General features: G+C 49.0%; 11 protein-coding genes and 1 tRNA gene. 9 read left to right on the top strand and 3 right to left on the bottom strand.

Features of this window, described 5'->3' with window-relative positions:
• Nucleotides 1-250 precede the first annotated feature (250 nt).
• From A3193_RS05470 to A3193_RS05490, 5 genes are all read left to right on the top strand, one after another.
• On the top strand, nucleotides 251-1,105 hold the full coding sequence (locus A3193_RS05470) for a MotY family protein (protein WP_162273689.1): 855 nt from the start codon (nucleotides 251-253) through the stop codon (nucleotides 1,103-1,105).
• A gap of 377 nt (nucleotides 1,106-1,482) precedes the next feature.
• On the top strand, nucleotides 1,483-2,205 hold the full coding sequence (phbB, locus tag A3193_RS05475) for an acetoacetyl-CoA reductase (protein ID WP_069005171.1): 723 nt from the start codon (nucleotides 1,483-1,485) through the stop codon (nucleotides 2,203-2,205).
• Nucleotides 2,206-2,670: 465 nt separating this feature from the next.
• Nucleotides 2,671-4,245 carry a methyl-accepting chemotaxis protein gene (locus tag A3193_RS05480; RefSeq protein WP_069014269.1) on the top strand — a complete coding sequence of 525 codons (1,575 nt, stop codon included), beginning with the start codon at nucleotides 2,671-2,673 and terminating at the stop codon, nucleotides 4,243-4,245.
• Nucleotides 4,246-4,569: 324 nt separating this feature from the next.
• Nucleotides 4,570-5,235, top strand: a complete 666-nt coding sequence (locus A3193_RS05485) for a response regulator transcription factor (RefSeq protein WP_069005173.1) — start codon at nucleotides 4,570-4,572, stop codon at nucleotides 5,233-5,235.
• A 54-nt stretch (nucleotides 5,236-5,289) separates the two neighbouring features.
• Complete coding sequence (locus A3193_RS05490; RefSeq protein WP_141694764.1) at nucleotides 5,290-6,669, top strand: ATP-binding protein; 1,380 nt, start codon at nucleotides 5,290-5,292, stop codon at nucleotides 6,667-6,669.
• 50 nt (nucleotides 6,670-6,719) lie between these two features.
• On the opposite strand, the gene A3193_RS05495 is transcribed toward A3193_RS05490, so the two are convergent.
• Complete coding sequence (locus A3193_RS05495) at nucleotides 6,720-7,823, bottom strand: alginate export family protein (RefSeq protein WP_235614905.1); 1,104 nt, start codon at nucleotides 7,821-7,823, stop codon at nucleotides 6,720-6,722.
• Between the two features lie 509 nt (nucleotides 7,824-8,332).
• Complete coding sequence (locus A3193_RS05500; RefSeq protein ID WP_069014272.1) at nucleotides 8,333-8,578, bottom strand: PepSY domain-containing protein; 246 nt, start codon at nucleotides 8,576-8,578, stop codon at nucleotides 8,333-8,335.
• Nucleotides 8,579-8,737: 159 nt separating this feature from the next.
• On the opposite strand from A3193_RS05500, the gene A3193_RS05505 reads away from it, so the two are divergent.
• Nucleotides 8,738-9,499: a hypothetical protein gene (locus A3193_RS05505; protein ID WP_069014273.1), complete on the top strand. Its 762-nt coding sequence runs from the start codon at nucleotides 8,738-8,740 to the stop codon at nucleotides 9,497-9,499.
• Nucleotides 9,500-9,543: 44 nt separating this feature from the next.
• Nucleotides 9,544-10,323, top strand: coding sequence for a HEAT repeat domain-containing protein (locus A3193_RS05510; protein ID WP_141694765.1), 780 nt, complete (start codon nucleotides 9,544-9,546; stop codon nucleotides 10,321-10,323).
• Nucleotides 10,324-10,398: 75 nt separating this feature from the next.
• Here the strand turns inward: A3193_RS05510 and A3193_RS05515 are convergent.
• A tRNA-Val gene (locus A3193_RS05515) sits at nucleotides 10,399-10,474 on the bottom strand.
• Between the two features lie 150 nt (nucleotides 10,475-10,624).
• Between A3193_RS05515 and gltX the strand changes: the two genes are divergently transcribed.
• Together gltX and A3193_RS05525 are read left to right on the top strand one after the other, a co-directional pair.
• Nucleotides 10,625-12,037: a glutamate--tRNA ligase gene (gltX, locus tag A3193_RS05520; protein ID WP_069014275.1), complete on the top strand. Its 1,413-nt coding sequence runs from the start codon at nucleotides 10,625-10,627 to the stop codon at nucleotides 12,035-12,037.
• 58 nt (nucleotides 12,038-12,095) lie between these two features.
• Nucleotides 12,096-13,799, top strand: coding sequence for a glutamine--tRNA ligase/YqeY domain fusion protein (locus tag A3193_RS05525; RefSeq protein ID WP_069005180.1), 1,704 nt, complete (start codon nucleotides 12,096-12,098; stop codon nucleotides 13,797-13,799).
• The last annotated feature ends 29 nt before the right edge of the window (nucleotides 13,800-13,828 follow it).

Consider the following 13,828-nt stretch of genomic DNA (forward strand, 5'->3'; position numbering starts at 1 on the left):
CATAGCTTCCGTTTCGATGCCATTGGGGAAATCCAAAGGGCTGATTGGATTATTTCTACCTGATTGATCAGAAAGAGTGCCGGGGTTGTGGCTTTCCACAATAAAGAATCCAGACGGGTTGGCCGATAGGTAACTCAAATAGCGGATTATTTTTGATCGGCAAATTTCAATCCATATCTACGTTGGTCGGACGATGTTGGCTTCTCTGCAATCAAAAGGACGGGGGGTTTTTCTACTAGGTATCTTGCTGATGCTTGGTAGGCCTGATTTGGCCCTGTCTGGTGCCATGCCATTGGAGTCGCAGATCTATATGGCAGGACTGCATGAATCAGAATGGGTATTTGCCGGGTCTGATATCAGCTGTGAACTGCGCCACAAAGTACCTCAGTTCGGTCAGGCCATCTTCCGCCGTATTGCCGGTGACGACCTGTTTTTTCGAATCAACAGTTTCCAACCGATTCCCGAAAAACTGGAAGGGACCTTAAGGGAGGTCTCTCCCGCCTGGGAGCATCACTTACCGGATGATCTGCAGCAGCATCTGGTGATCCACACCGGTATGCGACCCATCCGATTGGGACGCAAACCGGCCGGTTGGTTGTTGACCTCACTCTCCAAGGGACAGGTCGGCAGTTTTGACTTTCTCGATTGGGACGACAGTCGCCGGCAGGTGCATGTGCGGCTGTCACCAGTGAAGTTCCAGAAACCCTATCGGGAGTTTAAACAGTGCCTCAGCCAACTCTCAACCGAGGGCTTCGAGACATTGAAGGAGTCAACCGTACTGTTTGCCCTGGATGTCCACGATCTGGACAAAAAGGCAAAACAGCGGCTGGATCGCCTGGTTAAATATATCCTGGCGGATGAAAAACTGGTGGGTATCACCGTAGCCGGCCATGCGGATGATCAGGGGAGTCGCCGCTACAACAAGAAGCTCTCGGCCAGAAGAGCGGCAACAGTCTCCAACTATCTGGTCTCCAAAGGTGTCGATGCAGGCATTATTCGCAAGCGCCATTACGGCGAATCCAGACCGGCAATCCCGAAACGGAGTGAGCGGGCGAGGGCGGCCAACAGGCGAGCAAAAATCAGTCTCACCCGTGGTGACAGGTGATCAGAGGAGTCAGATCCTTCAACCTTGATTCTATTCAGGTTTAATCAAGCCAAACCGTGCTGCGTAGCTTTGGTCATGCTTCTTGACTAGAATCATGGCTAGGGCCAGTTGATACGAATCCAATCAGCCCTTGGAGTTGTGCCAGAAATTGCACTGCTCGCCGTCCTTTTCACATAACCAAACTTCTAACCTCGCGCATTGACATGCGCATTTTCGGAGGCAGCAGGGTCGATTGGATTCGTTAAAACAGGCCCATACAGGCTTGTTCAAACAATTAATAACCTGATCAGGGGAGTATTTGTACTTCCGGCACACCATGTGCAGGGTGACCTATATATCTGAACAACGATAATCACAAAATTTGAGGAGACAGACTTATGGCACGTGTTGCACTCGTGACTGGTGGTACCCGGGGTATTGGAGAGGCGATCAGCCTGGCACTGAAAGAGGCTGGTTATACTGTGGCTGCAAATTATGCGGGTAATGACAAGGCGGCAGAGGCCTTTACCCAAGCTACCGGTATTCATGCCTATAAGTTCGATGTCAGTGACTATGAGGCGGTTGCAGCGGGGATTCAACAGATCGAACAGGACCTCGGGCCAGTCGATGTGCTGATCAACAATGCGGGCATTACCCGTGATGCAACCATGCACAAAATGTCTTTTGAAAACTGGGACAAGGTGATCCAGACCAATCTTGCCTCCTGTTTCAATACCTGTCATGCAGTGATCAACGGCATGCGCGAACGGGGATTTGGACGCATCGTCAACGTTGGTTCGGTCAACGGACAGGCCGGACAGTATGGGCAGGTGAACTATGCCGCCGCAAAGTCTGGTATTCATGGCTTTACCAAGGCACTGGCAAAAGAGGGGGCAGCCAAGGGCATAACCGTCAACGCGGTGGCGCCAGGTTATGTTTCAACCGATATGGTCAGGGCGGTGCCGGAGGATGTACTGGCGAAGATTATCAAGACGATTCCAGTTGGCCGCTTGGGTGAGCCGGAGGATATTGCCCGCTCAGTGCTGTTTCTGGTTGCCGATGAGGCCAGCTTCATAACCGGATCCACGTTATCGGTGAATGGCGGGCAGCATATGTATTGAGGCCTTGTTGTCTGTCGTATGAAATCCTGACAATTGGGTCTATCTTCCAACACGGGCCCAGGATGTCGTTCATCCTGGATGCCTGAGCATGACGGTGCTTTAATCATCCGTTTTGTGGGACCCTGTGTCCGCAGACGCCGGGTGATTTTTTGAACACCCTATTTGTTAAAAAAAGCCTACATAATCTGCTGTTTTCACCAGCCATCCCAGATCAAGGATCGGTAATTTTTGCCGCTATGTTTAAGAGTACAGTTTTAAGGAATCTCTGAATAAGTCTGAAGCGACATCTTGTCGCCAAAATGCACCGCTTCTGCGTTGCAGATTTTCGCAATAGCGGGCTATTACGTGCGATCTGAGCCTTGAATCGGCACATTTTGATCGACAATCTGTTCGGTCCAGACTTATTCAGAGGTTCCTTAAATAGTAAATTGGACTCCAAACCATAACATCAAGAATTGGCACGCCATGAAAATCAATACTCCAGTCACCGATCGAAATGTTGATGTCCGCAATGATCAAATTATTTTATCGACCACGGACCTCAAGGGCAGTATCACCTATATCAACCAGGATTTTGTTGATATCAGTGGATTTCAGAGTGATGAGCTGATTGGTAAGAATCACAACATCATCCGGCATCCGGACATGCCGCCCGCCGCCTTTGAGGAGCTGTGGACAAAGATCAAAGCGGGTAAACCGTGGATGGGAATTGTCAAGAACCGATGTAAGAACGGGGATCATTACTGGATCGATGCCTTCGTTATGCCGATTCTCAAAGATGGTGCCGTGGTGGAGTATCAGTCGGTGCGCTACCGGGCAAAATCCGATTGGGTGGACCGCGCCAAACCGATCTACAAAGCGCTGCTCGATGGAAAAGCCTTCAAACAGGGTTTGCTCTCCCGCCTCTCTTTGACCAACAAACTGATTGTTGGAAATCTGTTGGCACTGATTCCGGTGCTGTTGACCATGTTGGTGCCGGGCTTGAACGCCTTCAGTCCACTTGGGCTGCTGGTTACTGCATTGCTCTCGATTGCAATCAACTGGTCTTTGCTTGGAGGTTTCAGGAAACTGGTGCAACGAACCCAGGAGGTTGTTGATCAACCGGTTATGCGACATATCTATACCGGATCAGATGATGAGACCGCACAGGTGGAGCTGGCATTGAAGATGTATGAATCGCAGATCAATGCGATTGTCGGGCGGATGACCGATGCCACCCAGAAAATGCATACAGTGGCCGATATCAATGTGCAAACCTCACAACAGACCCGTCAGGGGATGGATACTCAACAGAATGAGCTGACTCAGGTTGCGACCGCCATGACCGAGATGGCTGCCACGGTACAGGAGATCGCCGCGAATGCCTCGGCGGCGGCCGACTCAACCCGTATCGGCCAGAAACAGGCAGGTAGTGGCAAGCAGGTTGTGGAAAAGACGATCAAAGCGATCAATGTCCTGGCGGTAGATATTCAGCATACCTCAGAGGTGATCCAGAAACTCTCCACCCACAGTGAAGAGATCGCCAAGATTCTGGAAGTGATCAAGGGAATTGCGGAACAGACCAATCTGCTTGCCCTGAATGCAGCCATCGAGGCGGCGAGGGCCGGTGAGAACGGTCGTGGATTTGCTGTTGTGGCCGATGAGGTCCGAACCCTGGCGAGTCGCACCACGGAATCTGCCAGAGAGATCGAGGAGATGATTGAGCTGCTGCAGAATGGCAGTAAAGAGGCGGTTGGCGCGATGGACAAAAATCGTGAGAAAGCGGAATCGAGTGTCGATCTGGCTGCCAAGGCGGGGGAGGCCCTGGAAGCGATCTCTGGTGCAATCGATACGATCACCGAGATGAATACACAGATTGAAACCGCCTCGGAAGAGCAGAGCACTGTGGCTGAAGAGATGAATAAAAATGTACTTAACATCAGTCAGGTGGCCGACAGCACTGCGGTTGATGCAAAACAGGTTGATGAAAAGACCCGTGAGACCCTGGGTACCATTGAACAGCTCAGTCATCTGGTGGGGCAGTTCATGCATAAAGGTTGATCTTACTGGTCTGGATTTGCCCTTCTTGGCCCAGTTGCAATCTCAGTCATCGCTTTGGAAACAGATGAAGTAAATCGTCTGGTCTGTGGCTCATACAGCAACTTCTCTGTTACTGTACTGAGAACTGTCGTGATGTAATGAGAATGGACTCAGCTCGGAACTGAGCCGGATTCCATTCTGGCCATCTGGCCATTTCATCGATTCTCCGCAATATTCAGCAAAATATCAGTTTGTTACGCTAGACTCAGATACAGGGTGCTTGCCTATCTGAGTATTCAGAGTCAAAAGCAGCTTGTGTTATAAATCTGACCCAAGATCACGATTGTGAAAATACTATTGGTAGAAGATTCCGTACGTCTGCAGCGTTCACTATCTGCCGGCCTCAAAAGGCATGGATTTTCTGTGGATCAGGCATTTGATGGTGAACAGGCGCTGACATACATAAGACATAATCAATATGACACGATCATACTCGATTTAGTGTTGCCTAAGATCGATGGTTTGAATGTGCTTTCAACCATGCGTAATGAGGGCAAAAACAATCAGGTGCTGATCCTGTCAGCGAATGACCAAACGGAAGATCGGATACGCGGCCTGGATCTTGGTGCGGATGACTATATGGTAAAGCCTTTTTCATTCGATGAACTGGTTTCCCGTCTTCGCGCACTGAACAGGCGACACTCCGGCATAAAGAATCCTGTACTTGATATATCTGGTGTCAAAATAGATACAGTGTCGCGCCTGGTAAGATTCAATGAAAGGGTGGTCAATCTTACGCCGCATGAGTTTAAATTACTCGACTATCTTGCCCACAGGAGAGGGCGGGTATTTTCTCATGATCAACTCATTGATCAGCTATACGATGCCGCCAGCTACGTAACGCGAAATGCGGTTGAAGCCCATATCAGTTCGTTAAGAAAGCGTCTGAAGGCATCCGGTGCGCCAGGGCTTGTGAAAACAAGACGCGGTTTCGGTTATTTGGTTGAATAGATTCCCGTGAAATCGATCCGCAGCAGGCTAAATCTTACAATTATCGGTACCTTGGTGTTGATTTTGACGCTCACCGCGGTATTTCTCTATTTTCGTATCTCACAGCATGTGATCAAGGTTTATGACAGTGCCTTGTATGATAAAGCCAATGCGTTGATTTCCCTGACCGAGCTTGATGAAGAGGGTCTGGAATTCGATTTTTCCGAAGATGGTGTGATGAGTGAGTTCGAACTGGGGGAACATGCACACTACTATCAGCTTTGGGAACTTGGCCGTGATTTATTGATTAAATCCCCGTCGCTTATGGACTCAGATCTGCTATTGACAGGAATTGCCCTGGGAAAACACCATTTTGCTGATCTTACTCTGCCGGACGGCCGTGCAGGCCGTCTGATAGAGATCAATTTTATGCCTCGTGTCGAGATGGATGATGAGGAGGAAATCGTTGTAATTCCAGAGCCAAAACCGATCTCTTTGGTCTATGCCCGAGAGCGAAAAAAACTTGACGATACACTATTCGCTATTGGAGTGACCATTTTCAGTATTGTCGTTATCGTGCTTCTGGCAACTGCACTGCTGGTCTGGCATCTGGTGGGTAGAGGGCTATTGCCACTTTCGACATTGGCCAGGCAGGTGAGTGAAATCGATGAATCGAGCTTGAGTGCGCGACTGCGTCAACCAGGTAATCAAAGTCTTGAGATTACACCAATTGTAGACCAGTTGAATCATCTTCTGCAGAGACTGCAATCTGCCTTTGAGCGGGAGAAGCGCTTTTCATCCAATGTTGCTCATGAGTTACGTACTCCACTTTCTGAACTGAGAAGCCTTTCAGAAGTTGCGCAGATGATGCCGGATGACAGGCAGCAACTCATCAAGTTCTTCAAGGATGTGGGGGATATATCCAACCAGATGGAGAAGGTTGTCATCACAATGCTCGAATTGGCAAGATCGGACGCTGGCCTATTACAGAGTGATCCCGAAGAGATCAAACTGTCAGACATTTGTGACTCAGTTTGGCAGATGGCGATTAATGATTATGGTTTTGGCAAGAAACTGGTGAAACATATTCCTGAGTGTCTGATCATCTCCACAGATCGTGAAAAATTTTCGATGATACTGAGTAATATTTTTGTCAATGCGATCAGCTACAGTCCAGAAGAGGCGGAGATCGAATTGAGCGTGGAAATTCAGAGTGAGAACTTGGTTATCAAGGTCAAGAATAGGGCGACAGACTTGAGGCCAGAGGATATCGTACACATGAAAGATCGTTTCTGGCGTAAGAATAAATCACAAGGTGAAACCAGTCATTCTGGCCTGGGGCTGACATTGGTCTATGCATTGGCCAGAATTCTGAAACTTGATATCAGTCTGGATCTTGATAACCAGAGTATTTTTATGATTACGATCTCTGGAGTACCGCTGGTAGTGGAATAACGGCTCACTGGTAAGTTGCAGCACCTGAGGCATAAACTAAATAACAGTAACTAGTGAAATTTATAGACAAAGTCGATACCGACATAATCAAGATTTTTTTCAGGGTAATCAGCAAATGCTCTGCCAGGCTTGAATTTGGCGTAAGTGAAAAACAGCTCTAGGGTCTCTTCATGCTCTACGCTAAGGATAAGATCCAGCTCGGTACCCAGATTTCGACTGTTTCCGGAAGGCTCCACTTCAATACTGGCATTGCGTATCTCATCGGACAACACCTCCTGCCTGTAGTCAAAGCGCATCAATTCTACTGACATATCCTCAGCAAACCGCCATTGTAGGCCGATCATGTCGACTTTAAGGTTGGATAATTCCGGCTGAAACAGTTCACCATAGGATTCAGAGTCACCTTGCAGTCCTGTCTGGCGGTATGATCTGTTATCCCGGTCATCCAGATTTGCATCACCAGACCCTCTGGCGCCGGCGATTATCAAAGATAACTGGTCATATAGGTAGGGCGTCCAGCGCAGCAAGTAGCCGCTGGCAGATGCATCAACATCCTCATGCATCTTTTCGCTGACTTCGACAACATCTGCAGAGAGTTCCTCTAACTCATAGAGTGTCGATCTGCCCTGTATCTCAGAGTAGTGCAGTTCCAAATCAATCTCTCCAATCAACTGAAGTTCGATATCTGCAACATAACTGAGTCCCTTCCAGGTCAGGTCTGCATCCTCTTCATCGATTCTTGAATACTCCTCAGTGTCGCCGATGTGATATGCCGAAGAGTTATCACTCTGTTTGAGGTAATAAAAGTTCAGAATCTGTCCATCCAAGATTTCCCAACTCATACTCAGCACAAGCCGTTGAATCTCATCCATTTCAGGATCGATAAAATCTTCATCTGTGGACTCCACCGCCTGCTGTTCAGCTATGGCAACAAATGCCTCGAGGTCTTCATACCACATCTGGAGACTGATGATATCCAGTTCGTCATCCCACCAGGACCACCAGTGGCTGATACTCTCATATTCAACACGACCAAGTTTTAATTCAGAATCAATGACATCACCGAACAAGTAGGCAATGCCGAGCTCTCTGAACTCCAACCCTGAGTGGTTGGTTTTAATGTCTGCGCTTTTTATGATTTCGCTTTCATCCATCAACGCGCCAGTGAAAAATAGACTGAGCTGATCATCATGGCGGTATTCCAAGTCGAACTCGATTTCCCTATCCTGCTCTACAAGTTTATTGTTCAGGTTGTCTGCGCCGAGACTTAATCCATCTAATACGTTGAATTCAATGCCAATTTCAATGTCACTGTAAAGCTGGCCACCATTTTCGGCCGACGCTGATGATAGATGAAAAAGGCAGGTAAAAATCGTGTACGGAAGTAGTCGCCGCAATGCTCATTCCTCAGGTTATCTTCAGATAGATGAATTAAACTCTCCAGGAACTATGTGGCTGGCAGGCCTGTGTCTCTAGCTGGTATTGGATCGCCAGCTATTTGATTATTATTGTATGAGGGTGTTATTCGTATAGATAGAGCATAACAAAAACAATCTTTTATAAAAACAAAAAATGCTGCTGATCAACACATTGATCAGCGGTTTGGGCAGCTATTGCTCTCTCTGTTTGACCAGGCATGCTTGGTTACCGGGTCAATACCTTTTCAATCATCGATATCGACCTTGAGTATCGTACCGTCGAGCTCAATGATGGCTTCAAGTCTTTTGCCATCGTGTACAAAGTCGACTTCATAGATCCTCTTTCCCTTATAGGTCTCTTTTTCAACTTCAGTAATTCTCGCACCAGGATAGGCTGCCTCGACGATCTTTCTTACATCGCTTTTACTGATTGCCAAAGCGTGGCTGGTAAAAAATACAAGTCCAATGAAAAGCAGGGGGGTAATTTTCATATACGGCTTCCTAACAAAAGGTTTTGACAGTATCGACACGAAAGATAATTAAATTCAGTCAAATTTCAGTTTTCCATCAGCCTAACTTCAGACCGAGAGTAGAAAATATCTTATGCATGGAGCATGAAAATATCAATTAACAACAGAGGAGAATATCAGATGAAGCAAGTAACACTACCCCTATATCTTGTTACTGCAGGCATTATTCTAGCGTCAACTCACACTATTGCCGGTGATGATGTACCATTTGATGAAGCAGAGCTTTTTTTCGAGTTAAACGACACCGACGGTGATTTGGGTATTCACGGCAAGGTTGACGGTGATGAGTGGAAACGCCTTCAAATTGAGGATCCATACGATCGTCGCATGATGTCGGTACGGGCTAATGGACGCCTCAAACGACAGGGAATCACAGAGCTCTTTTTCGAGAGTGCTGAACCGACATTTGATGAGTTGGACCCTACGGATTTCTTTAAAAGATTCCCGGAAGGTATCTATGAGATAGAGGGTATCACTCTGGATGGGGAGGAACGAGAAAACGAGGTCTTTCTGTCTCATGTCATTCCCGCTGCACCTAATAATGTAACCATCAATGGAGTGCCCGCGGCTGAGGATTGTGACGCAGATCTGTTACCTGTTGTGACTGCGCCTGTAACCCTGGCCTGGGCTCCTGTAGTTGATTCACATGCCTGGCTGGGAAAGGGTGGTAATGTTGAGGTGCGTTACTACGAGGTTGTTATCGAGATCGATGATACCGACTACAAATCAACCAGTATCATTCCAGGTGATCTGACACAGTGGACCGTATCCGATATGAATTTCTTCACACTGTCAGAGGAGGGTGAATATAAGTTTGAGATTCTTGTCAGGGCGGAGAGTGGGAATAAATCCGCTGTTGAAAGCTGCTTTATTGTTGAATAGTTATTATTAATCCGAACCCCTCCCGTCAGGGAGGGTGTTACTAGGTGAGCCAAACCACAATGAATGTAACTCAAACTCTGTTGCTGATATTGTTTTCACTTGGTGCTGCTTCTTGGTTGTACAATTCTCAGGATAACAAAGTCGAAGTTGGATCTGATCAGACTACAGAACAAGATATTATTTTGACCACTGTAGAGAAAACTGTTTTATCAGAAATAACTCATTTGCAAACTGGTTCCACTACTAAAGCATCTGACTCATCGACTATCATCAGCCGGTATCCTACAGAAAAAATGGTTGGCGTTGATTATGAATCGATAGAGATACTGGAAGAAGAAAAGAGACCTGATGATCATACGATTGATGAGTTAAAATACTTATTAAGCCATAGTGATCCAATCCGGCGTCTCGCTTCAGTTTATGCAATTGGCGAATATAAGATTCATGATGCCATCACAGATCTTATGCAAGCCCTATATGATCCTGACCCGCGCATCAGAGTGGCCGCTGTTGAGTCACTCGCGATGCTGGGTCACGATACTGAGATTGGCTATCTCGAGCCTGCACTCTATGATTCTGACAATCAGGTGAGAATAACGGCTGTATGGGCCATCGCAGATGTTGAAAATGAACAAGGTATTTATCTGTTGGCACCACTGTTGTCTGACAGCAGTGCGGAGATTCGAATTAACGTCGTGGCAGCACTGGGTGAAATTGGTAACACAGCATCAATACACTACCTTGAGAACCAGCTGAATGATACTGATGAAAGGGTACGTTGGAGTGCGGCTGAGATTTTGAAAGAAATGGCAGCCGACTATTGAAGGCGTCTACAGAAAAACACACGACTGGCCTGATGTTGTATCGGTGAGACAGGCTGAATTCACCTTGGAAATAGTTGGTGGGCACAACAGGGATCGAACCTGTGACCTCTGCAATGTGACTGCAGCGCTCTCCCAGCTGAGCTATGCGCCCGAAGTGGAAACGCATTCTAGATCTACAGCCACTTTACGTCAATTGTCCAAAAATTATACAAAATCAGCATTCTCCACTGATTAAGCTTACGATTCACTCCTGGTCTGTTAGAATTTCCGATTTGCTGCAACTGGATGAATTCACCGGATCATGACTGTTCGTACTCGATTTGCCCCCAGCCCAACCGGCTATCTTCATGTGGGCGGTGCCCGCACCGCACTGTTTTCCTGGCTCTATGCGCGTAAGCATGGGGGGAAATTCGTCCTGCGTATCGAGGACACGGACCTTGAGCGTTCCACCGCTGAGTCGGTGAATGCCATTCTGGAAGGGATGACCTGGCTGGGGCTGGAGTATGACGAAGGCCCTTTTTATCAGACCAAACGGTTCGATCGCTATCATGAGGTGATTGAAGAGCTGCTGTCGAAGGGGCTGGCCTATCGCTGTAACTGCAGCCGTGAGCGGCTTGATGACCTGCGGGAAGCGGCGATGAATCGTAAAGAGAAGCCCAGATACGATGGCCATTGCCGCAACCATGATGTCAGTCCCGATGAGCCCCACGTAATCCGCTTTCGCAATCCGGATAGTGGTGTGGTGCTGGTCGATGACCTGATCCGCGGTCGGGTCAGTTTCAACAATGAGGAGCTGGACGATCTCATCATCCGTCGTACCGACGGTTCCCCTACCTACAATCTGACGGTGGTGGTGGATGATCTCGATATGCAGATCAGCCATGTGATCCGCGGTGACGACCACCTGAACAATACCCCCAGACAGATCAATATCCTCAAGGCGCTCAACGCTGAGCCTCCGAAATATGGGCATGTACCGATGATATTGGGGGATGATGGCGCACGGCTCTCGAAACGTCATGGCGCGGTCAGCGTGATGCAGTATCGGGAGGATGGCTACCTGCCTGAGGCACTGCTCAACTATCTGGTGCGCCTTGGGTGGTCCCATGGGGATCAGGAGATCTTTTCCATCGATGAGATGATAGAGTTGTTTGATATCGATGGGGTCAACAAGGCGGCATCCAGTTTCAATACCGATAAGTTGCTGTGGTTGAATCAGCACTACATCAAGCAGGATGATGCGAAGCGCATCGCCCATCTGCTGAGTCCCCATATGGGGGATCTGGGCATCGATCCCGCTCAGGGTCCTGACCTGACAAAGGTCGCAGAGGCGCACCAGGAGCGGGCACGGACCCTGGTAGAGATGGCGGAAATGAGTGCCTTCTGCTATCAGGATTACGATGAGTTCGAAGAGAAGGCCGCCAAGAAACATCTGAGAGGTGTGGCCAGAGAGCCTCTGCAACGGATGCGCGATGCCCTGTCCGAATTGGAAGATTGGCAGGAAGAGGCCCTGCATGGGATCGTGGAGCAGGTCTCAGAGGCGCTGGAACTGAAGATGGGGAAGGTTGCCCAGCCACTCAGGGTGGCGGTGGTAGGCCGGGCAGCATCGCCAGGCATCGACACAACCCTCTACCTGGTTGGCCAAGAGGCCTGTCTGAGACGCATCGATAAAGCTCTCGACTATATTACCCAGCGTGAAGCGGCTGCAGGCTAGGCAAAGGCGCCACCAAAGCTGAATTTTGAAGAGAAAACACTTTCAAGAAGCCAGAGTAATGAGCGAATTGGATCAGAGCGACAACACACCGACGAACTTCATTCGACAGATCATCGACCAGGATATCGAGCAGGGCAAGCACGATGGTCGGGTACACACCCGTTTTCCACCGGAGCCCAACGGTTATCTGCACATCGGTCATGCCAAGTCGATTGTGCTTAATTTCGGCATTGCCAGGGATTACGAGGGGCTTTGCAATCTGCGCTTCGATGATACCAATCCGCACAAGGAGAATATGGAGTTTGTCGAAAGCATTCAGCAGGATGTCCGCTGGCTGGGATACGACTGGCAGGAGCGTCTCTTCTATGCCTCAGACTATTTTCAACAACTCTACGATTTCGCGGTGGAGCTGATCAAAGCTGGCAAGGCCTATGTCTGTGATCTGGACGGGGAGCAGATGCGTGCCTACCGGGGAACACTGAAGGAACCAGGCCAGGAGAGTCCCTATCGCAGTCGCTCCGTGGAGGAGAACCTGGATCTGTTTGCGCGTATGAAAGCCGGTGATTTTGCTGATGGAGAGCGGGTGCTCCGGGCCAAGATCGACATGGCTTCGCCGAATATGAATATGCGGGATCCGACCCTTTACCGGATCCGCCACGGGGTGATTCATCACCAGACAGGCGAAGCCTGGTGTATCTATCCCATGTATGACTACACCCATCCGGTTTCAGATGCCCTCGAGGGGATTACCCACTCCCTTTGTACCCTGGAGTTTGAGGATCATCGTCCCCTTTATGACTGGGTCCTGGATAACATCACCATCCCATCTCATCCCCAGCAGATCGAGTTCTCACGACTCAATCTTGAATACACGGTATTGAGTAAGCGTAAGCTGACTCAGCTGGTGGACGAGGGCTTTGTGGAGGGCTGGGATGACCCACGCATGCCGACAATCGCCGGGATGAAGCGCCGGGGGTACAGCGCGGCCTCGATCCGCGAGTTCTGTCGACGCATTGGCATCACCAAATCCGACGGTCTGGTCGAGATTGGCATGCTGGAGACCTGCATCCGTGAGGATCTGGATGCCCGAGCGCCCAGGCGTATGGCCGTGATGCATCCACTGAAACTGGTGATCGAGAACTATCCGGACGATCAGCAGGAGATGCTGGAAGCCGCCAACCATCCCAAGGATGAGTCGATGGGGGTTCGTCAGATCCCCTTCAGTCGGGAGATCATCATCGATCAGGCCGATTTCCGTGAACAGGCGAACAAGAAGTTCAAGCGTCTGGTAACCGGCGGCGAGGTGCGATTGAGAAATGCCTATGTGATCAAATGCGAAGAGGTGGTGAAAAACAATCAGGGTGACATTGTTGAGATTCGCTGTAGCTATGACCCTGATACTCTTGGGAAAAATCCCGAAGGGCGTAAGGTTCGCGGGGTTATACACTGGGTCTCTGCCAAACATGGCGTGAAGGGTGAGGTTCGACTCTATGACCGACTCTTCAAGCAGGCGAATGCCGATAAGGTTGAAGAGGGTGGTCGCTTTACCGATAACCTGAATCCCGATTCATTGCGCACCCTGACAGAGTGCTATTTCGAGCCTGCACTGGTCGATGCAGAGGTCGAACAGGCCTATCAGTTTGAGCGGGAAGGCTATTTCATACTCGACAGTGTTGAAGCGGGTCGCCAGCCGATGGTCTTCAATCGGGTGATCACCCTGCGGGATTCCTGGGCAAAAATTGAAAAAGGCGGCGGTAAATAATCGCCTGACCAGATTGCTCACAGTTATGG

This window comes from Candidatus Thiodiazotropha endoloripes, assembly GCF_001708965.1.
Taxonomy (GTDB): Bacteria; Pseudomonadota; Gammaproteobacteria; order Chromatiales; family Chromatiaceae; genus Thiodiazotropha; species Thiodiazotropha endoloripes.

Bases quoted from the DNA above. Each gene is read 5' to 3' on its own strand.
- A3193_RS05480 (WP_069014269.1), top strand. From the start codon at position 2,671: ATGAAAATCAATACTCCAGTCACCGATCGAAATGTTGATGTCCGCAAT.
- A3193_RS05505 (WP_069014273.1), top strand. From the start codon at position 8,738: ATGAAGCAAGTAACACTACCCCTATATCTTGTTACTGCAGGCATTATT.
- phbB (WP_069005171.1), top strand. From the start codon at position 1,483: ATGGCACGTGTTGCACTCGTGACTGGTGGTACCCGGGGTATTGGAGAG.
- A3193_RS05525 (WP_069005180.1), top strand. From the start codon at position 12,096: ATGAGCGAATTGGATCAGAGCGACAACACACCGACGAACTTCATTCGA.
- A3193_RS05495 (WP_235614905.1), bottom strand. From the start codon at position 7,823: ATGGATGAAAGCGAAATCATAAAAAGCGCAGACATTAAAACCAACCAC.
- A3193_RS05470 (WP_162273689.1), top strand. From the start codon at position 251: ATGCTTGGTAGGCCTGATTTGGCCCTGTCTGGTGCCATGCCATTGGAG.
- gltX (WP_069014275.1), top strand. From the start codon at position 10,625: ATGACTGTTCGTACTCGATTTGCCCCCAGCCCAACCGGCTATCTTCAT.
- A3193_RS05500 (WP_069014272.1), bottom strand. From the start codon at position 8,578: ATGAAAATTACCCCCCTGCTTTTCATTGGACTTGTATTTTTTACCAGC.